The following is a 23,719-nucleotide window of genomic DNA, read 5'->3' as shown; positions in this document are numbered from 1 at the left end:
CCTTGACCCCGCTGCTCGGCGACCAAAAGCGGGCTGGGGATCGGGGGCGGGGGAGGTGTGGGGCTTGGTCGATCGGCTTCCGTTGCCGGCTTGCGGTTTGCAGGGCTGCCGCGCGGGCAGCCGCCTACCAGCGCAGTTGCGTTGCCGTCTGCCCGTCACGGGCGTTGGCCCGGCCCGCCCTGCAGCCGGATAGTTGCGTTGCCGACCGCCGGTCGCGCCGCTGGCCCGGACCGCCCCGCACCCGAGACCCTTGCCTCGCCGACCGACGGTCGTGTCCGCTGGCCCGGACCGCCCCGCACCCGAGACCCTTGCCTCGCCGGCCGCCCGTTCCTCCTCCCCCGCCTCCCTTCCTACTGGCCGTGCACCACCACGCCCCGGATGTTCTTCCCCGCCACCAGGTCCTCGTACCCCTGGTTCACGTCCTCCAGCCGGTAGCGACTGGTCACCAGCTCGTCCAGCTTCAACGTCCCGGCCTGGTACAGGTCCAGCATCTTCAGGATGTCCCGCTGCGGATTCCCACTGCCGAACAGGCTGCCCTTGATCGTCTTCTCCCACAGGGTCAGCACCGCGCCGGAGACGTGGATCGTCGCCTTCGCGGGGTCGGCCAGGCCCGTCACCACGACCACCCCGCCCTTGCCGACGACGTCGAACGCCGCCGACATGACCTCCTCGTCCACCACCCCGACCGTGACCAGCGCCTTGTCCGCGCCCTGGCCCCGGGTCAGCTCCGCCACCACTTCGTGCGCCTCCGCGGCGGTGGCGAACGCGTGCGTGGCGCCCAGCTTCAACGCGGTGTCCCGCTTGAACGCCAACGGATCGACCACCACGACGTGCTTCGCCCCGGCGTGTGCCGCGCCCTGCACCGAGTTGATGCCGATTCCGCCGATCCCGTACACCACCACGGTTTCGCCCGGGCGCACGTCACCCGCGTACACCGCCGTGCCCCACCCGGTCGGCACCCCGCAGCCGACGAGCACCGCGGTCTCCAGCGGCACGCTTTCGTCCACTTTGACCACCGAGTGCTGCGAAATCGTGGAGTACTCGGCGAACGTGCCCAGCATGCACATCTGGCCGTAGTCCACCCCGCCGGAGTGGAACCGGAAACTGCCGTCCGGGAAGCTGCCCTCCAGGATCGTCGCGCCCATGTCGCACAGGCTCTGGTGCCCGGTGGCGCAGTAGCGGCACGTGCCGCAGTTCGGGATGAACGAGCACACGACATGATCGCCGGGCTTGACCTTCGTCACCCCCGGCCCGACCTCTTCGATGATCCCGGCGCCCTCGTGCCCGCCGACGATCGGGAACCGCGGCGGCAGGTCGCCGTCGGACAGGTGCAGGTCCGAGTGGCACAACCCGGCCGCGACGTACCGGATGAGGACCTCACCCTCCCGCGGGCCGTCCAGGTCCAGCTCGGTGATCTCGAACGGGGTCTTGAAGTCCGTCAGAACAGCTGCCTTGACCTTCATGGGAATTCTCCTCAGAGCGCGACGTTGACGGCTTTGGTCTGGGTGTAGAGGTCGATGGCCTCGGCGCCGAGCTCGCGGCCCCAGCCGGACTGCTTGTACCCGCCGAACGGGATCGCGGTGTCGAAGCCGTTGTAGCAGTTGACCCACACCGAACCGGCCTTGATCTGCTTGGCCACCCGGTGCGCCTTGGAGATGTCCCGCGTCCAGATGCCGGCGGCGAGGCCGTACTCGGTGTTGTTCGCGGCCGCGGCGAGACCGTCCTCGGCCGAGAACGGGATCGCGGCCACCACCGGCCCGAAGATCTCCTCGCGCACCACGCTCATGTCCTCGCGCACGTCCACCAGCACCGTCGGCTCGACGTAGTAGCCGGAATCGCCGTGACGGCCGCCGCCGGTGAGGGCGCGGGCGCCGTCGGCGAGGCCCTGCCGCAGGTAGCTGGTGACCCGGTCGAGCTGCTCCTGCGACACGAGCGGGCCGAGCTGTGTGGCCGGGTCCAGGCCGGGGCCGATCTTGACCTGGCCGGCGAACTCGGCGACGCCCTGGGTGAACTCGTCGAAGATGGACTCCTCGACGAACAACCGCGTGCCGGCCACGCAGCACTGGCCGTGGTTGAACAGCCAGGCGTTGGCCGAACCGGGGATCGCGGCTTCGAGGTCGGCGTCGGCGAACACGATGTTGGGGCTCTTGCCGCCCAGCTCCAGCGACACCTTCTTCAGGTTGCCCTTGGCCGCGTCGACGATCTTCTTGCCCACCTCGGTGGAGCCGGTGAAGGCGACCTTGTCGACGTCGTCGTGCGCGGCCAGCGCCGCGCCCGCGTCGCCGAACCCGGTGACGATGTTGACCACGCCGTCCGGGAACCCGGCTTCGCAGAACAGCTCGCCCAGCAGCAGCGCGGTGAGCGGGGTCTGTTCGGCCGGCTTGAGGATGACCGTGTTGCCCGCCGCGAGCGCGGGGGCCAGCTTGAACGCGGCCATCACCAGCGGGAAGTTCCACGGGATGATCTGCGCGCACACCCCGACCGGTTCACGCAGCGTGTAGGCGTGCCACTGGCTGCCCGGGATCCACGGCACCGAAGGGGTGATCGTGCGGCCCTCGATCTTGGTCGCCCATCCCGCGTAGTAGTGGAAGATGTCGGCCGACCAGGCGACGTCGACCCCCTGCGCGACGGCCACCGACTTGCCGTTGTCGAGCGCCTCCAGCTGCGCGAACTGCTCGGCGCGGTCCAGCAGCAGGTCGCCCATGCGCCAGATCAGGCGCTGCCGCTCCGACGGGGTGGTGCGGGACCACGGCCCGTCGTCGAACGCGCGCCGCGCCGCGGCCACCGCGCGGTCGACGTCCTCGGCGGCGCCGTGCGCCACCTCGGTGATCTTCTCCCCCGTGGCGGGGTCGAAGGTGGGGAACGTCCGGCCCGACGCCGCGTTCACCCACTGCCCGCCGATCAGCAGCTGCTTGGTTCCGGACACGAACTCCCGCACCGCCGGCCGCACGGCCTGCTCCGCTACCGCAGTCACACCAACCTCCTCGTCGTGGACGTGGCGGTAATGGTGACCTGCGCAACAACGAGCTAACCGTGTCAAGTTGACACAGTGACGCCCGCCGCGGCGGGCTGGTTCCCGGCTACGGGTCAGCTCAGCCGCAGGCTCCGGACCCGGCGGTGCAGCGTCGAGCGGCTGATGCCGAGCAGCTTGGCGGCCTGGGCCTTGTTCCCGCCGCAGTCCCGCAGCGCCGCGGCGATCGCGTCGTGTTCGAGTTGCTCGATCGGCGTCAGCCGGCGTGCTTCCGGGCTGCCCTGGTAGGCCTCGGGCAGGTCGCGCGGCAGCACGTCCCCACACGCCCGGCTAGCCGCGATGTGCCGCAGCAGCGCCTTCAGCTCACGCAGGTTCCCCGGCCACGGCTGCGCGGCCAGCACCTCCAGCGTGCGCGGGACGAACCGGAGCGTGGACCCGAGATCGGCCAGCATCGCCGCGACCAGGGCAGGCAACTCGTCCCGCCGGGAGCGCAGCGGGGCCAGCTCGCGGCGGGCGATGCAGCGGCTGGCGAGGTCGGCGGCGGGTCCGGTCAGCTCGGACGGCGGCGGGCCGGTGAGCGCGACCCAGCACGCGCCACGGTCCATGATCGCGGCGAGCCGGGCGGCGGCCTCGGACGGCAGCAGCGCGATGTTCTCGACCACCAGCAGCCCGGTGTGCGACGCGGCGAGCTGGTCGAGGGTGGGCGCCCAGTGCTGGGCGTCGACGGCGTCGAGCACGGCCGGCGCCGAATCGCCCGCCAGCTCGCGGGCCACGGTCGAGCGGCCGGTGCCGGGCTCGCCGCTGATGAGCACGTGCGTGCGCTGCTCGCGGTAGGCCGCGAAGTCGCGCTGCACCGGCCGCGGGGTGACGCGGCGCGGGATCGCCTGCACGGCGGGCGGTTCCAGCTCGAACAGCACACCGGACGCGCCGCTGATGCGCTCGAACGACACGTCCGCGACCCGGCCCGAGGACAGCCGGACGCTGCGCGCCTGCCGGACACCGAACGGGGCGTCCATCGCGAGCCCACGCAGGACGGCGTGGTCGGCGGCGTCGAGCAGGTCGGTGGCGGCGGCGTTGGCGAGCACCACGTCGTCGCCCAGGACCAGGACCGGGCGCAGGCGGTTGAGGGCGGCGGCCTGGTAGGCGGCGAGCATGCGCTGCTCGGCGGCGCGCGAGCCGGCCAGCAGGCGCTGTTCGATGTCGGCGACCGCGCGGCGCAGGAACGGGCCGAGCAGCGGATTCGCGTGGCCGGCGAGGCAGGTGATGTCGAGGACGCCCTCCAGCCGGCGGGTCACCGGGTGCGTGATCGGGTGGCCGTAGCAGGCGAAGGGCTTGAAGCTGTCGATGAAGTGCTCGTGCCCGTGCACGGCGAGGCCCTGGCGCAGCTCGAAGACGGTGGCGATCGAGTTGGTGCCGGTGTTCTCCTCGGTGAAGCGGGTGCCGGGCACGACGCCGATGCGGTCGAAGGTCGCCTCCAGGTGGCGCTCACCGAAGCGGCGGTCGACGATCCAGGCGTCGCGGTCGGCCAGGACGAGGCCGAACGCGGTGCCGGCGAGCTCGCGGCTGGCCTGGTCGAGGACCGGTTCGGCGGCGAGGACGAGCCTGCTGCGCCGGTCGATGTCCTCGACGGTCAGCCGGTCGACCGCGGCGTCCGGCCGGAGCCCGGACAGCTCGGCCCGCCGCCACGACGACGCGATCTCGGGCCGCAGCGCGGCGTCCTCCATCCTCGCCTCCTTTGGCGCCGATGACCGAGCCACGTTAGCAGCGGTTAACGGGACGGGTCGAGAAGTTGCCCCCGTCCGGGGGTCCCCAGGACGCCGTGGGCGATGCCTGGGCGGCGTGGTCCTCGCCTACGCCACGGGCGGAGCGTGCTCGATCTGTTCGCGGAGGATGTCGCCGTGCCCCGCGTGCCGCGCGAACTCCTCGATCATCGAGAGCAGCGTCCACCGCATGCTGACCGTTCCCTCACGGGAATTGTGCTTGGTGTCGTCGAGGTCGAAGCGGGCGGCGATCTCGCGTGATCGTTCGCTGGCGCGTTCGAACTCGGCGATCACGTCAGCCACGGACTCGTCGGCGGCGACGGCGAAGGTGCCCTCGTCCCGGTTCGAGTACCCGTCGCATTCGGACTCGTCGAGCCCCGCCCAGAACCGCTGGAACCAGATCCGTTCGGCGGCCGCGGCGTGCTTGATCAAGGAAACGGGTGTGGTGAGGGACGCGACGAGCCGGCGGCGGGCGTCGGCTTCGGAGAGGCCGCGCACGGACGCGATCAGCGCCGCGCGGTTGCGATCGAGCATGTTTTCGATGATCGCGCGTTCCGCGCCATCGGTGATTCTGTTGCTGGGCATGGGTTTCACTCCGTTCTCGGGCAGGGCTGAAGAACCGGCGTGCGGGGAGGGTGTCGATGCGGGCAGAACCGGAACACCGCAGTCGAGACGAGTCGCGGGGCAGAGCCCGGAGAGGCGCGACGGAATGATCCTAGGGCGTCCTGGACAGCGGGGTCAACGCGGTTCTAGGCCCCACCGCGGTCCAGGGCGCGGGCCAGCACCTGCGCCAGGTGCAGCGCCCGCCGCCCGGTGAGGTCGTCGATCTGGGTGCGGCAGCTGAAGCCGTCCGCGAGGACCATCGTGTCCTCCGGGGCGGCCTCCACCTCCGGCACCAGCACCCGCCGCGCCGCGGCGACCGACACCTCGTAGTGCCCCTTCTCCACCCCGAAGTTCCCGGCCAGCCCGCAGCACCCGGAGTCCAGCGTCCGGTTCGCCACCCCCACCCGGCGCAACAACCGCTCGTCCGCCGCGTTACCCATCACCGCGTGCTGGTGGCAGTGCTGCTGCGTGATCGCCGACGCCTCCACCTGCGGGAACTCCACGTCCGGCGCGTACTTCTCCAGGAACTCCGCCAGCGTGAACGCCCGCGACGGCAGCCCGTGCAGCTCGCCGTCGTCCAGCAGCTCGCGCGAGTCGTGCCGGAACACCGCCAGGCAGCTCGGCTCCAGCCCCACGATGGGCGTGCCCGCCTCCAGCTCCGGCCGCAGCACCCGCACCGTCCGCCGCAGCACCCGGCGCGCCACCCCGAGCTGCCCGGTCGAGATCCAGGTCAGCCCGCAGCACACCGACGACGACGGCAGCACCACGTCGAATCCGGCGTGCTCCAGCACCCGCACCGCGTCGTGCCCGACCTCGGGCGACAGGAAGTTCGTGAACGTGTCCGGCCACAGCACCACCCGCGGGCGCCCCCGCTCCTGCGCGCGGAACCCGCGCCGGAACGTGCGCGGCGCGAACCGGGGCAGCGACCGCTCCGGCGTGATCCCGCCTGCCTTCTTCACCAGCCCGGACAACCGCCCGCCCAGCACGCGGTTCGCCAGCCGCGGCGCGCCCGACGCCAGCCGCGCCAGCACCGGCAGGAACCCGAGCGTGTAGTGGCTCGCCGGGCGCAGCCGCCCCGCGTAGTGCTGGTGCAGGAACTCCGCCTTGTACGAAGCCATGTCCACGTTGACCGGACAGTCGGACAGGCATCCCTTGCACGCCAGGCACAAGTCGAGCGCTTCGAGCACCTCGGACGACCGCCACCCGTCGGTGACCGTCTCCCCGCGCATCATCTCGAACAACAACCGCGATCGTCCGCGCGTGGAATGCTCCTCGCGCCCGGTGACCATGTAGCTCGGGCACATCACGCCGGACGACTTGTCGACACAGGCCCCGACTCCGACGCACCGCCGGGTCGCGGTCGCGACGCTGCCGCCGTCGTGCGGGTACTTCAGCGTGACCGGCAGCGAGCGCACCGGCCCGTCGAACCGCAGGTCCGCGTCCAGTTTCCGGGGCCGCACCAGGTTGCCGGGGTTGAACAGGTCGCCGGGGTCCCAGATCGCCTTGAACCGCTCGAACAGCGCCAGGATCTCCGGCGGGTACATCCGCGACAGCAGCTCCGCGCGCGCCTGCCCGTCGCCGTGCTCGCCGGACAGCGACCCGCCGTGCCGCACCACGAGATCGGCCGCGTCCTCCAGGAACCCGCGGAACTGCCGGCGCCCCTCCTCGGTGATCAGGCCGAAGTTGATGCGCACGTGCACGCAGCCCTCGCCGAAGTGTCCATACGGGACACCGCGCAACCCGTACTTCCCCAGCAGCGCCCGGAAATCCCGCAGGTACCCGCCGAGGTTGGCGGGCGGGACCGCGGAGTCCTCCCATCCCGGCCACGCCTCCGACCCGTCCGGCATCCGGGTCACGATCCCGGCCGCGGCCTCGCGCACCGACCACAGCACCCGCTGGTCGGCCGGCCGCGTCTCCACGACCGTCGCCGCCCCGGTCTCCCGCTCCAGCACCGCCGCGACCTCGGCGGCCCGCGCCGCCGCCTCCGCCGGATCCGCTCCCCCGACCTCGACGAACAGCCACCCGCGCCCCGCGGGCAGCAGGTCGACCGCCGGGTGGGACCGGCGCATCAGCAGTGAGTCGATGAGGTCGCGGCCCATGCCCTCGACGGTCAACGGCTTCAGCGGCAGCACCGACGGCACGGCGTCGGCGGCCGCGACGTCGTCGGCGTACCCCGCGACGACCAGCGCGCGAGCCGCGGGCGCGGGCACCAGCCGCACGGTGATCTCGGTCAGCAGCACGCACGTGCCCTCGGTGCCGACCAGCGCGCGGACCAGGTTCGTGCCGTTCTCCGGCAGCAGCTGGTCCAGCGCGTACCCCGACACTCGCCGCGGGATCGACGGGAACGACGTGCGCAGCAGGGCCAGGTTGTCCAGCGCGAGCTGCTTCGACGCGGCCACCCGCGGATCGTCCGGCAGCGACGGGCCGATGGTCAGCCGCGTCCCGTCCGCGGTCAGCACGTCCAGCGCGACCACGTTGTCCGCGGTCCGCCCCCACGCCACCGAGTGCGACCCGCACGCGTCGTTGCCGACCATCCCGCCGATCGTGCACCGGCTGTGGGTCGACGGATCCGGCCCGAACGTCAGCCCGTGTGGCGCGGCCGCCGCCCGCAGGGCGTCCAGCACCACCCCGGGTTGCACGCGCGCGGTCCGCGCCTCCGGGTCGATCTCCAGCACCCGGTTCAGGTGCCGGCTGTAGTCGATGACCACGCCCTCGCCGAGCGCCTGACCGCCGATGCTGGTGCCGGCACCGCGCGCGGTGATGGGGATCCGGAACTCCCGGCACAGCCGGACGGTCGTCGCCAGATCCTCCACAGTGGACGGGAACACGACGGCCAGCGGCACGTGCCGGTAGTTCGACGCGTCCATGCTGTAGGTCGCGCGTGCCGTCGTGCCGGACTCCACCTCACCGGTGAGCGCGCGGCCCAGCTCCGCCAGGAACCGGGCCACCCGCTCGTCCGCGACCACCGTCATGAAGCCGGATCCCCCGGCAGCGGATCACCGGCGCGCAGCGGCGCGGCGGCGAACCGGCCCTCGTGGGCGAGCACCGGACGGCGGTCACCGGCCAGCTCCGGGTACTTCTGCTCCAGCTTCTCCCGCCGGGTCATCTGCCGGTGCCAGTGCCGCACCGTCTCCCGGTCGCCGTTGCCGGTCCCGCGCCAGCTCTTCGGCGCGTCGTCCCGGCTGGGCCCGGCCGAGGCGACCCCGCCGAGCCGCACCGCGGGCGGCAGCCGGTGCGGCACCGACCCGCATCCGCAGGCCGGCGCGGGCGAGGAGAACGACGGCACGAGCGCCTCGAACCGGTTCCCGCACTCACAGGAGTAGTCGTAGATCGGCATCGGATCACCAGTTCTCGATCGACTGGGCGAAGATCGCTTCGAGGTCCTCGCCGCGCACCGGCCGCGGGGCCGTGGCCAGCAGCCGCTCCTGCTTGAGCGTGCCGTCGACCAGGTCCGGGATGTCGCTCTCGTCGTAGCCGACGCCACCTATCCCGTTCGGGGTGCCGATGTCCCGCATCAGCGACGACAGGACGAACGGCAGCTGGTCCACCGGGTCACGCTGCTGGGGCGCGTGCGGGTCGAGGATCCGCGCGGCCCGCAGGTGCTTGTCCGGGCTGGTCGGGAAGGTGAACCGGAACGCGGCCGGCGCGGTCAGCGACACCGACTCGCCGTGCGGGACCATCGCCTCGTCCTGCGGGTAGTTCTTCGGCCGGTACTCCTTCACCCGCCCGGCGATCGGGTAGGCGCAGGCGTGCGGGATGTGCACGCCCGCGTTGCCGAAGCCCATGCCGGCGAAGGTCGCGGCCAGCATCATGTCCGTGCGCGCGGCCAGGTCGCCGCCGTTGAGCACGGCCTTGCGGAACGAGCGGGCCAGCAGGGTCAGCGCCTGCTCGGTCCAGGCGTCGGAGATCGGGTTGGACCCGCAGTAGGCGACCCGGGTCTCCGGGCGGTGCCGGGCGAAGGAGTCGAACGGCTTGGCCGTGTAGGACTCCAGCGCGTGGCACAGCACGTCCATGCCGCTGGCCGCGGTCACCTCGGGCGGCATGCTCAGCGTGAGCAGCGGGTCGACGACCGCCATCGACGGCCGCAGCCGCGGGTGGCTGATGCCGGACTTCACCTTCAGGTCGAGGAAGTCCATGATGCACACCGGCGTCGTCTCCGAGCCGGTGCCGGCCGTGGTCGGCACCGCGACCAGCGGCTTGAGCGGCCCGGCCGGCGCCTTGCCCTGCCCGATCGGTTTGTTGACGTAGTCGTAGAGGTCGGCCGGGTAGGTGGTCATCAGGTTGATGGCCTTGGCGGTGTCGATCGACGAGCCGCCGCCGACGGCGATGAACCCGTCCCACTCCGACTGCTTGGCGAAGTCCACCGCGGCCTGGATGCTGGCGTCGGTCGGCTCGACGTGCACCTGGTCGTAGACCTCGACGGTCAGCCCGCCGGCCTTGGCGGCGTCGGCGACCCGCTGCGGCACGCCGGTCGCGGCGACCCCCGGGTCGGTGACGATGAGGACCCGCTCCGCGCCCATCTGCGCGAGGTCCCAGCCGATCTCGTCGACGGCACCGGCGCCGAACTTCAGCGGCGTGGCGCCCCAGGTGAAGACGGTCTCGTTGAGGTATTCGGTCATCCCCGTGCCTTTCAGCCGAAGTACCCGTCGGGGGCGAACGGAAGCTTGGTGGCCTGCTCCGGGTCGTGCCCGAAGATCACCTCGGCGTTCGTCTCCTCGGCGATGCGGCGCAGCTTCTCCACCGACTCCAGCCAGCGCACGCTGTCCCAGACGATCGCGGCGCCGATGGCCGGCGGGCCCCAGCTCTCGCTGAGGTAGACGGCGTCGGAGGTGAAGATCTTGGTGCCCGCCTCCGGCAGGTCCACCCGCAGGGACATCGTCCCCCAGGTGTGGCCCGGTGTCGCGATGACGCTGACCCCCGGCGCGATTTCGGCGTCCCCGGAGACCAGTTCGTAGTCGATGCCCTCGTAGTCGACCTTGACGTGGGCGCCCTGGAACGGCCCGTCGAAACCGAACGCGCCCTCGTGCTCGTCGCGGTTGACGATGAACCGGGTCTTGCCGCCTGCGAACAGCTTCACGTTCGCCGAGTGGTCGAAGTGCAGGTGGGACAGCACGACCACGTCGATGTCGTCCGGCGTCAGCTCCAGAGCGGCCAGCGAGTCCTGCAGGTAGGTGGTGCCCTCCTGGACCGGGAAGAACTCCTGCAGCCCGGTCGGCGCCCAGCGGGTCTCCCAGTCCTGCGGGACGCCGGTGTCCCAGAGGATGCGACCGTCCGGGTGCTCGATGAGCACCGCGTGGGTCGGGCAGGTCGTCCACACCGCTTCCTTGCGGGTGTTCGAGCGGTCGGTGATGGTCGCGCCCGGCTTGAGCAGCAGCCAGGTCTGGTCGCACTCCATGGTTCCGGTCTTGAGCAGGTGGACCTTGCTCGGTGCCGACATCTGCGCCTCCTTGCGCGTCAGGGCAGGGCCGAGCACAGAGTGGCATGTAGCATGCTACTCGTCAACGACGTGGGTAGCCGGTCCACTCCAACGAGACCGGCGGCACCGCGTCCCCGCTCGCTGCCGCCTCCTGGCCGATCAGCAGACGGCCGGTGTGCAGCAGGTGGGCGCGCATGGACTCGGCCGCCTCGTCGGCCTTGCCCGCCCCGATGAGCGTGAAGATCTCCTCGTGCTCGGCGAGGATGTCGTGCAGGCTGCGCGAGGTGTCGACGGTGGAAGTGCCGCGCAGCAGGACCATGTCGCGCAGCGAGTCGATGTAGCGGGCGAGGCGCAGGTTGCCGGACGCCTCGTTGATGATCAGGTGGAAGCGCCGGTCGGCGGCCATGAAGGTGGCTTCGTCGTGCTTGTCCGCGGCGGCGCGCATCGCCTTGAGCTGGGCGCCCAGCTCCTTGACCCAGGCCGTGGTGCGCTGGGTGACGGCGCGGTAGGTCGCCGGGACCTCGAGCAGCAGCCGGATGGCGAAGACCTCCTCCAGGTCGTGCAGGGAGGTCTGGAGGATCCGCACGCCCCGGTTGCGTTCGAACCGCACCATGCCGCGCTCGGCCAGCTGGATCAGCGCCTCGCGCACCGGCGTCCGGGACACGCCGAGCCGCTCGGCGAGGTCGTGCACCGAGTACAGGCTGCCCGCGACGAGTTCACCGTTGACGATGGCGGTCTTGAGCTCGTCGAGGATCTTCCCGGCGAGGTTGGCGTCGTTCCCGATCTGCCGCATCCGGGCATTTTCCCACGAAGGCGGGCCGCGGACGGCCCCGCTGGCAGGATGACCGCGTGGCGACAGACGCGCGGCGACCGGGGCGGCCCAGGACAGGGGTGCGGGAGGCGGTGCTGGCCGCGGCCGAGGAAATCCTCGCCGAAGCCGGCGTCGCCCGCCTGTCGACGAAGGAGATCGCCCGGCGGGCCGGGGTGGCCGAGTCGAGCATCTTCTACCACTTCGGGGACCGGCTCGGGCTGCTGCGCGCCGTGGTCCACCTGCATCTGCCGCGGTACAAGGAGGTGGCGGCGGAGGTCGGCCGGCGGGCCGGGCACGGCAGCGTGCGGGACAACCTCGTCGAACTGCTCGACAGCCTGGAGGCGTTCTACACGCGCATCACGCCGGTCCTGGCCGTGGTGCAGGCCGACCACGAGCTGCGTGATCTCTTCACGAAGCGCAGCGCCGAGGCCGACATCGGTCCGCGCCGCGGCCTCGCACCCGTCGTGGACTACCTCGCCAGGGAACGGGATCTCGGCCGGGTGCGCGCCGATGCCGACCTGGACGCCGTCGCCCTGATCATCCTCGGCACGGCCCACCAGCGCGCCGTGTACCGCGTGCTGGGCGGCACTCCCGGGGTCGCGGGCACGGCACAGGTGGTGGAGACCCTCCTGCCGGGCCTGCTCCCGGGCTGACCCCGCACATTCCGCTGGACCACCCGCGTCCGAGCACGCTATATTTTCTGAGTAGAAACTCAGCAATAGGAGGCTCCCATGGTCCGGTACGTCACCGCCTTCGCGTTGCTGGCCACCGGCCTGCTGGCGGGAGCCTTCGGCTATGGCGCCGTCAACCTGGTGTCCGCGTTCAACGCGGTGCCGCTCGACGTGCGCCTGACCTTCCACACGGCCCTCATGCACCTCAACGGCGTGGTCATGCAGACGACGATGGCGCTGGCGATCCTGAGTTCGCTCGCGCTGGCCGTGCTCAGCCGTGGCGCGTCGCGGTATCTGGCGGGCGCGGCTGGTGCGCTGGCGCTGGCATCGTTGCTGATCACCCGGTTCGGCAACGTCCCGATCAACGGACGGATCAAGGTGTGGGCGGTCACCGGGGCACCGGCCGACCACGCGTCGATCCTGCATCGGTGGGAGGCGTTCAACGTCGCGCGCTCGCTGACCGCGCTCATCGCGTTCGTACTGGTCATCACCGTCGGCGCGCGGATCGTCCGGACACGGCGCGTCGAGAGCGGCGCGGTTGCCCTTCCGGTCTGATCGCCCGTTTCGCGGCTGCCCCGCCGGGTACGCCCCACGTCATGGACGCGGAGATCACCTTGCGTGTCGACGGCGCCACCCACCGGCTGACGCTCGACAGCCGCACCACCCTCCTGGACGCCCTGCGTGACCGGCTCGGCATCACCAGCCCGAAGAAGGGCTGCGACCACGGCCAGTGCGGCGCCTGCACGGTCCTGGTCGGCGGCCGCCGGATCCTGTCGTGCCTGTCGCTGGCCGTCGCGCAGAACGGGGCCGAGGTCACCACCGCCGCGGGACTCGCGCCGGACGGTGAGCTGCACCCGGTGCAGCGCGCGTTCCTGGAGCACGACGGGTTCCAGTGCGGCTACTGCACGCCGGGCCAGATCTGTTCCGCGGTGGGCGTGCTGGACGAGGTCAAGCAGGGCTGGCCGAGCCACGCGAGCCCGGACGTGAGCGCCCGCCCCGCCCTGACGCGCGCCGAGATCGCCGAGCGGATGAGCGGCAACCTGTGCCGGTGCGCCGCCTACGCGGGCATCGTCGGCGCGATCGAGGAGGCGGCCGAGTGAAGCCGTTCACCTACGACTCCCCCGCCGACGCCGCCACCGCCGTCCGCGCCGTCGCCGCCGACCCGTCGGCCGTGTTCCTGGCCGGCGGCACGAACCTGGTCGACCACCTCAAGCTCGGCATCGCGCGCCCGGGACGGCTCGTCGACGTCACCCACCTGACCTCGGCCGAGATCACCGAACGCGACGGCGTGCTCTCGATCGGCGCCGGCGTGCGCAACAGCGACCTGGCCGCCGACCCGCGCATCCGGTCGCGCTACCCGGTGCTGGCCGAGTCGCTGCTCGCCGGGGCGTCCGGGCAGCTGCGCAACATGGCCACCACCGGCGGGAACCCGTTGCAGCGCACGCGGTGCGTGTACTTCCAGGACGTCACGACGCCGTGCAACAAGCGCGAGCCCGGCTCCGGGTGCTCCGCGATCGGCGGCTACACCCGCTACCACGCGATCCTCGGCGCCTCCGAGCACTGCGTCGCCACGCACCCCTCCGACCTGGCGGTCGCGCTGGCCGCGCTCGACGCCGAGGTGCGCGTGCTCGGCCCGGACGGCGAGCGCACGATCCCGTTCACCGAACTGCACCGCCTGCCCGGCGACTCGCCGGAGCGGGACACCGTGCTGGCGCACGGCGACCTGATCACCTCGATCGACCTGCCTGCCCCGGCCGCGTCCCGGCAGCGCTACCGCAAGGTCCGCGACCGCGCGTCCTACGCGTTCGCGCTGGTGTCGGTGGCCGCGTTGCTGCGCGTCGAGGACGGCGTGGTCGCGGACGCGCGGATCGCGTTCGGCGGTGTCGCGCACAAACCGTGGCGCGCCTGGCAGGCCGAGGACGTGCTGCGCGGCGCGCCCGCCACCGACGACACGTTCCGCGCGGCCGCCGCGGCGGAGCTGGCGCAGGCGCGGCCGTTGCCCGGCAACGAGTTCAAGGTCCCGCTGCTGACCCGCACCCTCGTCGCCGTGCTCCGGGAGCTGTCATGATCGGTGAACCGCTGGTGCGGCGGGACGGTGCGCGCAAGGTCACCGGCACCGCCACCTACGCCTACGAGACCCCCGTCGACGCGCCGGTGTTCTGCCACCCCGTCCAGGCCACCGTGGCGCGCGGCCGGATCGCCGCGATCCACACCGCCGAGGCGGAGATGCTCGACGGCGTGCTGGACGTCATCACCTACCGCACCGCCGAACGGCTGGCGTCCAGAGAGGACGCCGAGCTGGCCGTGCTGCAGGACCGCGAGGTCGCCTTCCGCGGCCAGGTGATCGGCCTGGTGGTCGCGCGGACCTCGGAGATCGCGCGGCACGGCGCGGAGCTGGTGTTCGCCACCTACGACGAGCGCGAGCACGACACCGAGCTGTCCGCGGACCGCGACGACCTGTACAAACCGGAGAAGGTCAACCCCGCGTTCCCCACCGACACCGCCACCGGCGACGTCGACGCGGCGATGGCCTCCGCCGACGTGACGGTCGAGCAGACCTACCGCACGGCGATGTACCACAACAACCCGCTGGAGCCGCACGCGACGACGGCGTTGTGGGACAACGACTTCCTGACCCTGTGGGACTCGACGCAGGGCGTGCACCCGTCGCGCAAGGCGATCGCGAAGGTGTTCGGGCTGCCCGAGGAGCGGGTGCGGGTGGTGTGCCCGTACGTCGGCGGCGGGTTCGGTTCGAAGGGCCTGCCGCACGCGAACGTGGTGCTGGCCGCGATGGCCGCGCGGGCGTACCCGGGACGGCCGGTGAAGCTCGCGCTGACGCGGCAGCAGATGTTCTCGCTGGCCGGGTACCGGACGCCGACGATCCAGAAGATGCGGCTCGGCGCGACGCGTGACGGCAGGCTGACCGCGATCGGGTTCGACGTGGTCGAGCAGACCTCGCGGATCAAGGAGTTCGCGGAGCAGACCGCGTTGCCGGCGCGCATGATGTACGCCGCCCCGAACCGCCGCACCACGCACCGGCTGGCCGCGCTGGACGTGCCGGTGCCGTCGTGGATGCGGGCGCCCGGCGAGTGCCCCGGCATGTTCGGGCCCGAGGTGGCGATGGACGAACTGGCCCACCAGCTGGGCATCGACCCGGTCGAGTTGCGGGTGCGCAACGAGCCCGAGGTGGACCCCGATTCGGGCCGCCCGTTCTCCAGCCGGCACCTGGTGGACTGCCTGCGCGAGGGCGCCCGGCGGTTCGGCTGGGACTCGCGGGACCCGCGGCCGGGCGTGCGGATGGCGGACGGCTGGCTGGTCGGCACCGGGGTCGCGTCGTCGGTGTACCCGTCGTCGACGCGGCCCGGGTCGACCGCGGTGGTGCGGTTCGAGGGCGGCCGGTACGCGGTGGAGATCGGCGCGGCGGACCTGGGGACCGGCGCGTGGACGGTGCTGCCGCAGATCGCCGCGGAGGCCCTGGAGGTGCCGGTCGAGGAGATCGACATGCGCCTCGGCGACACGGCGTACCCGAAGGCGGCGGTGGCTGGCGGGTCGACGGGCACCGCGACGTGGGGTTCGGCGGTGTTCGAGGCGGCACGCACGTTCCGCGACAAGTTCGGCCGCGACCCCGCCGACGGCGACGAGGCCGACGCGACGACCGGGGACAACCCGGCGCGCAAGGAGTACGCGATGTACGCGTTCGGCGCGCAGTTCGCCGAGGCGCGGGTGCACGCGGACACCGGCGAGATCCGGGTGCCGCGGCTGCTCGGGGTGTTCGCCGCCGGGCGGATCGTCAACCCGCGGACCGCGCGGTCGCAGTTCCTCGGCGGCATGACGATGGGGCTGTCCATGGCGCTGCACGAGGAGAGCGTGTGGGACCCGCGGTTCGGGCAGGTGGTGAACCACGACCTGGCCGAGTACCACATTTCGGTGAACGCCGACGCCGGCGACATCCAGGCGCACTGGCTCGACGAGCACGACCCGCACGTGAACGCGCTGGGGGTCAAGGGGATCGGCGAGATCGGGATCGTGGGCACGGCGGCGGCGGTGGCGAACGCGGTGTTCCACGCGACCGGGGCGCGGATCCGGGACCTGCCGATCACGCTGGACAAGGTGCTGCCCGCGTTGCCGTGAATTGTCGGTGGGTGCCGTTATGGTCGGCCCGTGGAGGAATTCCGGATCGCGATCGACGAGGGTGAACTGGCGGACCTGAGGGACCGGCTGGAGCGCACGCGCTGGCCGGACGCCGAGACGGTGGACGACTGGTCGCAGGGGGTGCCGCTGGCGTACCTGCGGTCGTTGTGCGCGTACTGGGCGGACGGGTACGACTGGCGGGCGTTCGAGAAGCGGGTGAACGAGCTGCCGCAGTACCGGACGACGGTGGACGGGGTGGGCATCCACTTCGCGCACGTGCGTTCGCCGCACCCCGGCGCGTTGCCGCTGGTGCTGACGAACGGCTGGCCGGGGTCGATCGTGGAGTACCTGGACGTGATCGGGCCGCTGACCGATCCGGTGGCGTACGGCGGGTCGGCTTCGGACGCGTTCCACCTCGTGCTGCCCACGCTGCCCGGCTACGGCTTCAGCGACAAGCCCACGTCGCCGGGCTGGGGTGTGCAGCGGATCGCGGACGCGTGGGCCTCGCTGATGGCTTCGCTCGGGTACACGCGCTACGGGGCGCACGGCAGCGACTGGGGCAACAGCGTCACCACGGCGCTGGGGCAGCAGCACCCGGAGGTGCTGGCGGGGATCCACGTGCAGCCCCCGATCGCCGCCCCCGACCCGGCGACGTTCGACGACCTGTCGCCCCGGGAACGGGAGGCGCTGGACGCGCTCGCCGTGGCGGAGTCGCGGGAGTCGGGCTACTCGGCCGAGCAGTCGACGAAGCCGCAGACCGTGGGGTACGGCCTGGTGGACTCGCCGGTGGCGTTGTGCGCGTGGATCGTGGAGAAGTACCACTCGTGGGTGGACACCGGAAGTGCACTGACGCGGGATCAGCTGCTCGACAACGTGAGCCTGTACTGGTTCACCCGCAGCGGCGCGTCGTCGGCGCGGTTGTACTGGGAGAGCTTCGCGCAGGTGTCCGAGTGGTTCAGCAAGTCCACTTCGGACACGGTCGCGGTGCCCACCGGATGCTCGGTCTTCCCGCGCGAGGTACCCCGCCCGTCCCGCCGCTGGGCGGCCCGCCGCTACACCGACATCCGCTACTGGAACGAACCCACCCGCGGCGGCCACTTCGCGGCGCTGGAGGAACCGCAGGTATGGGTAACGGAACTCCAGAACTTCTTCCGCCTAGTGCGATGACGGGGCGGCGAGCCACCCTCTCCGCGGGAGGCGCGCGCTCGGCCACCTCGCCGCCATCCAGTCACGCCCACCCCGGCATGACCGCCACCCCACCAACCGGCCCCGGCACCACCACCCCACCAGGCTCACCCCGGCACGGCCACCACGCCGCCACGCCCGTGATCCTCCGCCACCCCGGGCAGCGGGATCAGGCCGGCGAAGGCGGCGGCCCCGGCGGCGCATCGATCTCCCGCCGGGGCCGGGTCCCGCCCGTGAGCTGGCGTTCCTCGGTGATCGTCCGGTCGAGTTGGTGTGCCAGGCGGGGGATCGTCGTCGACGGGAGGTACGTCGTCGCGCCGGCGTTGAGCATTCGCCGGACCGGGCCCTCGTAGCTGACGCCCAGCTCGGCGTCCTCGATCTCGGCCACCACCACGCGCGCCCGCGGGAACGACCTCCGGAGGTTGCCGATCAGCTGCGGGCTCACCGGCGGCACCAGCAGCACGTCGGCCGTCGGTGGTGCCGCGTGCATGTCGATCACGATGTAGTCCGTGCCGAGCTCGGCCGACAGCGACGCCCGCGCCGACTCCGACAGCCGCATCGCCGTGGCGACCACCATCACCTCACCCTCGGCCGCCGGGCCGGCGGAGCCCCGGGAACCGGGCGCGCCGAGCGTGCTGGAGATCGTCGCGACCGCCTCACCGTTCCGCGTGATCACGAGGTCCTCGCCCGGCTCCAGGGCGTCGATGAGTGCCACGACATCCGCCGGCAGGCGTGACACGTCGATCCGCCGTGCGTCGCGTCCGGTCACGAGGCCCGGAACTCCCGCCACGCGGCGACGGCGAGCGTCTGGTGCGCGCCGTGCTCCTCGCGCGTCCGGACAGCTACGTCATCGCGGACGAGGCGACGGACCGGCTCGTCGGCATCGTGGGGCTCGCCGGCCTGGCCCAGGAACCGCTCGACGTCCTCGCGCAGCACCACCCGCGCCGGCTCGATGATCAGGGCGGACGGGGTCGTCGGCGTCGTCATGGAACCCGATCATCCCAGAATCCGGCCGCCGGTGATTTTTTCCCGCATCGGCGGTTTACCCGCTCGGCGGCCGGGGTAACCAGGCGCCGGAGTCGCAATCCGGTGGACGCAGGGGTGCCGTCGGATGGAGCAGGAAGCCCCGGCCCACCTCCCCCTCGGCGGGCCGGGGCTTCCGTCTGCCCAGGGGTCGTGCGCGGCCGCCCGCACCGGCGCGGGACAATGGCAGGCGCACCCGACCAGCAAAGGACCGATTCATGGCGAAGGCCGCCGAGCCACCTTCAGGTACCCGCGACTTCCTGGCCGACGACGTGCGTCGCCGGAAGGCCGCGTTCGACACCGTCAGCGCCGTCTTCGAGCGCTACGGCTTCGACCCCCTGGAGACCCCGGCCTTCGAACGCCTCGAGGTCTTCGCGGGCAAGCTCGGCGACGACGCATCGGCCCTGATCTTCAAGATCCTCAAACGCGGCGTGCACGAAGCCTCCGGCGAGGCCGACCTGGCGCTGCGCTACGACCACACCGTGCCGCTCGCCCGGGTCATCGGCACCTACGGCAGCAAGCTGCCCGCGCCCTACAAGCGCTACGTGATCGGCCCGGTGTGGCGCGCCGACCGCCCCGCGCAGGGCCGCTTCCGCGAGTTCGTCCAGTGCGACCTGGACACCGTCGGCTCGTCGTCCCCGCTGGCCGACGCGGAGACGCTGTGGGCGATCAACGACGCCCTGATCGCGCTGGGCGTCGAGGACTTCCGCTTCCTGGTCAACAGCCGCCAGGCGCTGCACGGCCTGCTGGAGGCCTACGGCATCCCCGAGGAGGCCGGCGCCAAGGTGCTCGGCAGCCTGGACAAGCTGGACAAGGCCACGCCGGACGCCGTGATCGCCGAGCTGGCCGACCGCGGCCTGGCGACCGGCACCGCGGAAAGCCTGGTCGGCGACGTGGTGTCCGCCGACACCGACCGGGTCCGCAAGCAGCTCGACACCACCGAACGCGGCCGCGCCGGCCTCGCCGAGGTCGACAAGCTGCTGGAGCTCACCGCCGGGCTGCCGTCCGGCCGGGTCGTGTTCACCCCGCGGATGGTGCGCGGCCTGGACTACTACACCGGCCCGATCTTCGAGGTCAGCACCGCCGGCTACCCGGGTTCGATCTCCTCCGGCGGCCGCTACGACGGGCTCGTCGCCAAGCTCGGCGGCCCGGACATGCCGGCCTGCGGCGGGTCGATCGGCCTGGAGCGGATCCTCGCCGGACAGGCCGCGGCCGACGCCGAAACCGGTGGCCTGGACGTCGCGCTCACCGTCCTCGGCGCCGAGGACGAGGTGCTGCGGCTGGCGAACCGGCTGCGTGCGCGCGGCCTGCGCACCGGCGTCTACCTGGGCACCTCCGGCAAGCTCGCGCGCCAGCTGAAGTGGGCCAACGACCAGCGCGCGCGCACGGTCCTGATCTACGGCCCGGCCGAGCAGGAGGCGGGCGAGGTCACCGTGCGGGACATGGCGTCCGGCGATCAGACCCGCGTCGCGCTCGACGGCGTGCCCGCCCACCTGCGGCCGTAACCTCAGCGCGGGGTCGATCCGAACGGCAGGTCGTCCAGGCTCGCGCGGAGTTCGTGCAGGTCGGCGAAGGTGCGCGCGGCCCCGTGCTCGGTCAGCTCGGCGGCGGAGAACCCGCCGGTGAGCAGGCCGACGCACGGCAGGCCGATGCGCCCGGCGGCGACGCAGTCCCAGACCGAGTCGCCGATCACCACGGCCTGCTCGCCCCGCACCTTCTCCAGCGCGACCTCCAGCAGGTCCGGTTCCGGTTTGGTGGCCTCGACGTCCTGGGAGCTGGTCCAGTCCCCGGCCAGCTCGCGGCCGTCGATCAGGTCGAGGTAGTGGTCGACGTGGTCCGGTTTGCCCGAGCTGGCCAGCACCACCCGGTAGCCGGCGTCGTGGGCGGCCTGGAGCAGCTCGTGGGCGCCGTCGAGCGCGCACACCTCGGGCAGCATCCCGTCGACCAGCTCCTTCCACTTGGCGCGGACGTCGTCGCCGCAGGAGTCCTCGACCTCCGGCCCGGCGACCTCGGGCACCAGCTGGTCACCGCCCATGCCGATGGCGCGGTGCAGGCGCCACACCGGCACGGTCACGCCGTGGCCGCGGAAGGCGCGGAACCACGCGAGCGCGTGGTGGTAGTTCGTGTCCACCAGCGTGCCGTCCACATCGAGCACGAGAACCTTGGCCATACCGGGCGGATTGCCCAGGGCGCCGGGCCGGGAAACGCTCACCCCAGTGTGCTCACGTACGCGAGCAGCCCCACGACCGGCACCGCGGCGGCCACCAGCCGGAGGTCCGGCCGCGGCGCGGAGCGGAGCAGGCGGACCCCTCCGGCACGAGCGCCACGCCCAGGCCCGCCACCGCGACGAGGGACAGCGCGGTGGTCCCCTTCAGCACGCCGAGCGGCAGGGCCGCCGTCGCCGCCAGCCCGAGGGCCTGGACCGGGTGCAGCACGCGCGCCCGCCAGGCGGCGAACGCGAGCACCGGCCAGCCGAGCAGGATCGTGAACGTCAGGTAGCTGAACAGGTGCGGGTCCCCGTAGGCGTCGCCGACGAACCCGGCGCCGCGATGGCGGGCGAGGGCGGCCTGGTCGAACCCGGCGTGGCAGACCCGCCCGAAGAGCCTGGTCACGACGAGAACCGCGCCGCAGGCACCCCAGCCGGTCCCGGCCCGCGCGGCGAACGCGAGCACCGCCGGGCACAGCAGCAGCATCCCGGCGAGCAACGACAACGGCGCGGCGATCATCGCCGGACCACCGATCCAGCGCAGTTCACGAGTCATGGGGCGAACCTGCCAGCGCCCGTCCGCGGCGAATCGGGCCAGGGCGGACAGTTCCGGCGGCGGGGTCGGACCTGGGTATGACCGCCGCGGGACCGCACCGGCCGGATATCGCGGGCCGCAGCCCGGACCGCCACGGGCACCGCGCTTCCGACCATCACCGCGCCCAGGGCGTGACCGCCATCCCGATATCGCTCGGGCGCCATTGGACCGAGGGATGACCGCCCTGGGCGGACGTGCCTGCCTCACGGAAATGCGCCCTTCCCCGTGGCGGACACGAGCCACCGCCGCTCTCCCGGCCGCGCTCCTGGTCGCCGTGGACGTCGCCGTCGGGGCAACCTGCTGCGCGACGACACCGGCTGGCGGCTGGGCGGGCCGGTGGCGGTCGCGATCGTGCTCGGGCTCGCCGTGCTGCTCCAGCGGCGGTGGCCGGTCCCGGTGCTGGTGGTGTCGTCGGCGGCCGCGTTCCTCGGGGTGCTCTGGGATCCCTTCGCCGCCACCGCGCTGGTGCTCCACGTCGTCGCGCGAGGGCGGGACCGGCTGCTTCCCCTGCTGGGCGCGTGCGCGGTCGTCGCGGCCACCGCCCCCGGCGGCACCCAGCGGGCCGCCCACTCCGCCACACGCACCCGCCGACTCTAGATCCCGAACAGCGGCAGGCAGGGCGGCAAACTCTCGATCGTCACCGGGATCTCGTCGCGCCACGCGTCGCGGCTGAGGCGCAGCCTGTGCTCCACCGCCAGCTTGTCCTGGACCACGTGCCGCGCGACGCCGTCCGGCCGGTAGCCGAGCTTGCGCGACACGGCGAGCGAAGCGGCGTTGTCCTCGAACGCGCCGGACGCCGCCTCCTCCGCGCCGAGCCCGGCGAAGGCCAGGTGCAGCACCGCGCGGCGCATCTCGGTGCCGATGCCCTGGCCCTGGTGCCGCCGGCCGACCCACGAGCCGGTGTGCACCTCGCGGGTGATGGCGAACCGCTTCGCGCTCACGCTCTGCTGGCCGACCACCTGGCCGTCGCGGAAGACGACGAGGTCCAGGCCCCAGTCGTCCGGGCTCCAGCTGCCCAGCCGGAGCCAGTGGAACTGCACGAGCGACCGCGCCACGAGCCCCGGTTCCTGGTCGGTCCACGGGACGAGGAACGGCATCGCGCCCGGATCGTGGATCCCCTCGGCGGCGAGTTCGGCCAGCTCGGCGAGCTCGTCGGGCGCGGGCAGCCGCAGTTCGAGCCGTGGGGTCCGCACGCGGAGCGCGAGCAGCGGGAAGTGATCGGCCAGCATCGGCTCATCCTGGCTCAGGAGCTGCCGCGCGGGAACACCATTTCCGGGTAACGCGGCGACGGGCCGTCCAGCAGGTGGTCGTCGCGGCCGCGCAGCCACCGGTCGAAGAACGACGCCACGTACGCGCGCTGGGTGCGCACGGCCGTCGCCGGGTGGAGGGTGCCCAGCGGCACGCCCAGCTGCGGCAGCAGGGCCGCGGCGTCGGTGAAGGACGCGTGCTCCGAGCCGAGCAGCTTCAGCTGCCGCGCCCAGCCGTGCGTCGCGGCGAGGAAGGCCGTCCAGCCGGGGCCGGTGTCGGTCTCGCCGTCCTTGCCGACCAGCAGGAACGGCCCGTGCAGGCCGTCCGCCGCCGGGGGCATGAGGCTGCCGTCGAACCACGTCAGGTTCCCGTCCAGGTTCACCCCGGCCACCACGCGCGGGTCGGCCGCCATCGTCAGCGCCGCGGCCGCCCCGCCCATCGAGTGGCCGATCATGCCGACCCGGCTCACGTCCAGGCGGCTCGACAGCGCGTCCAGCACGAACCGCGTGTCCGCGACCCGCACGCCGAGCGCCTTGCGCAGGAACGCGTCAGGCTCGCCGGGGTCGACCATGGTCCGCACCGAGCCGTCCGGGAACTCCACCTCCGGCGACTCCCACGTGTGGTCGATGCTCACCACGACGTACCCGCGGCCGGCCAGGTCTTCGGCCGTCGCGGTGCCCCAGGTGCGCGGCTCGCCCAGCCCGGGCGAGTAGACGATCACCGGGTGCCGCCCGGGCACCGGCACGGCGTCGCGGCGCGCGTTGGTCCGCACCGACGCCCAGTCCGTGGCGGGCACGCCGAGACCCAGCAAACCGTTGGCGGTGACCGCGTCGAAGTGCGCCGCGGCGCCGGGCAGCATGTAGGGCGCCGGGCGCCCCGGGCCGGGCAACGCGGGGTAGTGCAGCGTCACCATCAGCTCGCGCGGGCCGCCGCGCCACGGGTCGGTGCGCGCCGGGTCGACCAGGTGCAGGGCGGTCTCCCCCACCCGGTACGGACCGGTGGGCTGGGGCAACGCGAGCTTCGGCGCCGCGGACACCGGCACCGCCGACGCGAGCAGCACCGTCACGGCGAGCACGAGAGATCTCCGGATCATGCCGGT

At 72.6% G+C, this 23,719-nt stretch carries 23 protein-coding genes; 8 read left to right on the top strand and 15 right to left on the bottom strand.

The window, feature by feature from the left end; all coding sequences use genetic code 11:
- Positions 1–350: 350 nt before the first annotated feature.
- From L1857_RS12505 to L1857_RS12465, 9 genes are all read right to left on the bottom strand, one after another.
- A complete protein-coding gene (locus L1857_RS12505; protein WP_094004845.1) occupies positions 351–1,463 on the bottom strand; it encodes an NDMA-dependent alcohol dehydrogenase in 1,113 nt (370 codons plus the stop codon).
- Between the two features lie 11 nt (positions 1,464–1,474).
- Complete coding sequence (locus L1857_RS12500; RefSeq protein WP_116115095.1) at positions 1,475–2,974, bottom strand: aldehyde dehydrogenase family protein; 1,500 nt, start codon at positions 2,972–2,974, stop codon at positions 1,475–1,477.
- 113 nt (positions 2,975–3,087) lie between these two features.
- Positions 3,088–4,695 (bottom strand): sigma-54-dependent Fis family transcriptional regulator, encoded by a 1,608-nt coding sequence (locus tag L1857_RS12495; protein ID WP_249465167.1) that lies wholly within the window; start codon positions 4,693–4,695, stop codon positions 3,088–3,090.
- A 126-nt stretch (positions 4,696–4,821) separates the two neighbouring features.
- A complete protein-coding gene (locus L1857_RS12490; protein ID WP_116115091.1) occupies positions 4,822–5,316 on the bottom strand; it encodes a DinB family protein in 495 nt (164 codons plus the stop codon).
- A gap of 164 nt (positions 5,317–5,480) precedes the next feature.
- On the bottom strand, positions 5,481–8,306 hold the full coding sequence (locus L1857_RS12485) for an FAD-binding and (Fe-S)-binding domain-containing protein (protein WP_249465161.1): 2,826 nt from the start codon (positions 8,304–8,306) through the stop codon (positions 5,481–5,483).
- A complete protein-coding gene (locus L1857_RS12480) occupies positions 8,303–8,671 on the bottom strand; it encodes an FmdB family zinc ribbon protein (RefSeq protein ID WP_094004841.1) in 369 nt (122 codons plus the stop codon). The genes L1857_RS12485 and L1857_RS12480 overlap by 4 nt, the downstream gene beginning before the upstream one ends.
- 4 nt (positions 8,672–8,675) lie before the next feature.
- Positions 8,676–9,953, bottom strand: coding sequence for a hydroxyacid-oxoacid transhydrogenase (locus L1857_RS12475; protein WP_094004840.1), 1,278 nt, complete (start codon positions 9,951–9,953; stop codon positions 8,676–8,678).
- An 11-nt stretch (positions 9,954–9,964) separates the two neighbouring features.
- Positions 9,965–10,771, bottom strand: a complete 807-nt coding sequence (locus L1857_RS12470) for an N-acyl homoserine lactonase family protein (protein ID WP_116115084.1) — start codon at positions 10,769–10,771, stop codon at positions 9,965–9,967.
- 61 nt (positions 10,772–10,832) lie between these two features.
- Entirely contained in the window at positions 10,833–11,543 is a 711-nt protein-coding gene (locus L1857_RS12465) for a GntR family transcriptional regulator (RefSeq protein WP_094004838.1), read from the bottom strand.
- A gap of 56 nt (positions 11,544–11,599) precedes the next feature.
- Here L1857_RS12465 and L1857_RS12460 point away from each other — a divergent pair, with 56 nt between their 5' ends.
- The 6 genes from L1857_RS12460 to L1857_RS12435 all read left to right on the top strand — a co-directional run bounded on the left by L1857_RS12460 (position 11,600) and on the right by L1857_RS12435 (position 17,530).
- The gene (locus tag L1857_RS12460) at positions 11,600–12,214 is read left to right on the top strand and encodes a TetR/AcrR family transcriptional regulator (protein WP_233157181.1); all 615 of its coding nucleotides are present in this window, start codon (positions 11,600–11,602) and stop codon (positions 12,212–12,214) included.
- A 78-nt stretch (positions 12,215–12,292) separates the two neighbouring features.
- The gene (locus tag L1857_RS12455) at positions 12,293–12,787 is read left to right on the top strand and encodes an anthrone oxygenase family protein (protein WP_094004836.1); all 495 of its coding nucleotides are present in this window, start codon (positions 12,293–12,295) and stop codon (positions 12,785–12,787) included.
- 41 nt (positions 12,788–12,828) lie between these two features.
- Complete coding sequence (locus L1857_RS12450) at positions 12,829–13,332, top strand: 2Fe-2S iron-sulfur cluster-binding protein (RefSeq protein ID WP_116115082.1); 504 nt, start codon at positions 12,829–12,831, stop codon at positions 13,330–13,332.
- Positions 13,329–14,300, top strand: a complete 972-nt coding sequence (locus tag L1857_RS12445; RefSeq protein WP_116115080.1) for an FAD binding domain-containing protein — start codon at positions 13,329–13,331, stop codon at positions 14,298–14,300. Before L1857_RS12450 ends, L1857_RS12445 begins: the two co-directional genes overlap by 4 nt.
- Positions 14,297–16,363 carry a xanthine dehydrogenase family protein molybdopterin-binding subunit gene (locus tag L1857_RS12440; RefSeq protein WP_116115079.1) on the top strand — a complete coding sequence of 689 codons (2,067 nt, stop codon included), beginning with the start codon at positions 14,297–14,299 and terminating at the stop codon, positions 16,361–16,363. Before L1857_RS12445 ends, L1857_RS12440 begins: the two co-directional genes overlap by 4 nt.
- A 30-nt stretch (positions 16,364–16,393) precedes the next feature.
- Positions 16,394–17,530, top strand: coding sequence for an epoxide hydrolase family protein (locus L1857_RS12435; RefSeq protein WP_116115077.1), 1,137 nt, complete (start codon positions 16,394–16,396; stop codon positions 17,528–17,530).
- 187 nt (positions 17,531–17,717) lie between these two features.
- Here the strand turns inward: L1857_RS12435 and L1857_RS12430 are convergent, their stop codons facing one another.
- Together L1857_RS12430 and L1857_RS12425 are read right to left on the bottom strand one after the other, a co-directional pair.
- Positions 17,718–18,317 (bottom strand): hypothetical protein, encoded by a 600-nt coding sequence (locus L1857_RS12430; protein WP_094004831.1) that lies wholly within the window; start codon positions 18,315–18,317, stop codon positions 17,718–17,720.
- Positions 18,314–18,535 (bottom strand): hypothetical protein, encoded by a 222-nt coding sequence (locus L1857_RS12425; RefSeq protein ID WP_094004830.1) that lies wholly within the window; start codon positions 18,533–18,535, stop codon positions 18,314–18,316. The genes L1857_RS12430 and L1857_RS12425 overlap by 4 nt, the downstream gene beginning before the upstream one ends.
- Positions 18,536–18,789: 254 nt before the next feature.
- On the opposite strand from L1857_RS12425, the gene hisS reads away from it, so the two are divergent.
- The gene (hisS, locus tag L1857_RS12420; protein WP_249465158.1) at positions 18,790–20,076 is read left to right on the top strand and encodes a histidine--tRNA ligase; all 1,287 of its coding nucleotides are present in this window, start codon (positions 18,790–18,792) and stop codon (positions 20,074–20,076) included.
- 2 nt (positions 20,077–20,078) lie between these two features.
- On the opposite strand, the gene L1857_RS12415 is transcribed toward hisS, so the two are convergent.
- Entirely contained in the window at positions 20,079–20,741 is a 663-nt protein-coding gene (locus L1857_RS12415) for an HAD family hydrolase (RefSeq protein WP_094004828.1), read from the bottom strand.
- 52 nt (positions 20,742–20,793) lie between these two features.
- A complete protein-coding gene (locus L1857_RS12410) occupies positions 20,794–21,333 on the bottom strand; it encodes a hypothetical protein (protein ID WP_233157180.1) in 540 nt (179 codons plus the stop codon).
- Positions 21,334–21,597: 264 nt separating this feature from the next.
- Between L1857_RS12410 and L1857_RS12405 the strand changes: the two genes are divergently transcribed.
- Complete coding sequence (locus tag L1857_RS12405; RefSeq protein WP_249465153.1) at positions 21,598–21,969, top strand: hypothetical protein; 372 nt, start codon at positions 21,598–21,600, stop codon at positions 21,967–21,969.
- Here the strand turns inward: L1857_RS12405 and L1857_RS12400 are convergent.
- Both L1857_RS12400 and L1857_RS12395 read right to left on the bottom strand, forming a co-directional pair.
- The gene (locus L1857_RS12400; protein ID WP_116114937.1) at positions 21,966–22,601 is read right to left on the bottom strand and encodes a GNAT family N-acetyltransferase; all 636 of its coding nucleotides are present in this window, start codon (positions 22,599–22,601) and stop codon (positions 21,966–21,968) included. The genes L1857_RS12405 and L1857_RS12400 overlap by 4 nt on opposite strands.
- A gap of 14 nt (positions 22,602–22,615) precedes the next feature.
- Positions 22,616–23,713 (bottom strand): alpha/beta hydrolase family protein, encoded by a 1,098-nt coding sequence (locus tag L1857_RS12395; RefSeq protein WP_249465150.1) that lies wholly within the window; start codon positions 23,711–23,713, stop codon positions 22,616–22,618.
- Positions 23,714–23,719: the final 6 nt, after the last annotated feature.

The sequence above is a fragment of the Amycolatopsis thermalba genome, assembly GCF_023376025.1.
GTDB classification, from domain to species: Bacteria; Actinomycetota; Actinomycetes; order Mycobacteriales; family Pseudonocardiaceae; genus Amycolatopsis_E; species Amycolatopsis_E thermalba.
Note: the sequence above shows the minus strand (reverse complement) of the source record. Positions and strands in the feature narration are given on the sequence as shown.

Coding starts and splice junctions, on each gene's coding strand:
- L1857_RS12505 (WP_094004845.1), bottom strand. CDS start 1,463: ATGAAGGTCAAGGCAGCTGTTCTGACGGACTTCAAGACCCCGTTCGAG.
- L1857_RS12495 (WP_249465167.1), bottom strand. CDS start 4,695: ATGGAGGACGCCGCGCTGCGGCCCGAGATCGCGTCGTCGTGGCGGCGG.
- L1857_RS12490 (WP_116115091.1), bottom strand. CDS start 5,316: ATGCCCAGCAACAGAATCACCGATGGCGCGGAACGCGCGATCATCGAA.
- L1857_RS12485 (WP_249465161.1), bottom strand. CDS start 8,306: ATGACGGTGGTCGCGGACGAGCGGGTGGCCCGGTTCCTGGCGGAGCTG.
- L1857_RS12480 (WP_094004841.1), bottom strand. CDS start 8,671: ATGCCGATCTACGACTACTCCTGTGAGTGCGGGAACCGGTTCGAGGCG.
- L1857_RS12475 (WP_094004840.1), bottom strand. CDS start 9,953: ATGACCGAATACCTCAACGAGACCGTCTTCACCTGGGGCGCCACGCCG.
- L1857_RS12470 (WP_116115084.1), bottom strand. CDS start 10,771: ATGTCGGCACCGAGCAAGGTCCACCTGCTCAAGACCGGAACCATGGAG.
- L1857_RS12465 (WP_094004838.1), bottom strand. CDS start 11,543: ATGCGGCAGATCGGGAACGACGCCAACCTCGCCGGGAAGATCCTCGAC.
- L1857_RS12455 (WP_094004836.1), top strand. CDS start 12,293: ATGGTCCGGTACGTCACCGCCTTCGCGTTGCTGGCCACCGGCCTGCTG.
- L1857_RS12450 (WP_116115082.1), top strand. CDS start 12,829: ATGGACGCGGAGATCACCTTGCGTGTCGACGGCGCCACCCACCGGCTG.
- L1857_RS12440 (WP_116115079.1), top strand. CDS start 14,297: ATGATCGGTGAACCGCTGGTGCGGCGGGACGGTGCGCGCAAGGTCACC.
- L1857_RS12425 (WP_094004830.1), bottom strand. CDS start 18,535: ATGACGACGCCGACGACCCCGTCCGCCCTGATCATCGAGCCGGCGCGG.
- hisS (WP_249465158.1), top strand. CDS start 18,790: ATGGCGAAGGCCGCCGAGCCACCTTCAGGTACCCGCGACTTCCTGGCC.
- L1857_RS12415 (WP_094004828.1), bottom strand. CDS start 20,741: ATGGCCAAGGTTCTCGTGCTCGATGTGGACGGCACGCTGGTGGACACG.
- L1857_RS12410 (WP_233157180.1), bottom strand. CDS start 21,333: ATGACTCGTGAACTGCGCTGGATCGGTGGTCCGGCGATGATCGCCGCG.
- L1857_RS12400 (WP_116114937.1), bottom strand. CDS start 22,601: ATGCTGGCCGATCACTTCCCGCTGCTCGCGCTCCGCGTGCGGACCCCA.
- L1857_RS12395 (WP_249465150.1), bottom strand. CDS start 23,713: ATGATCCGGAGATCTCTCGTGCTCGCCGTGACGGTGCTGCTCGCGTCG.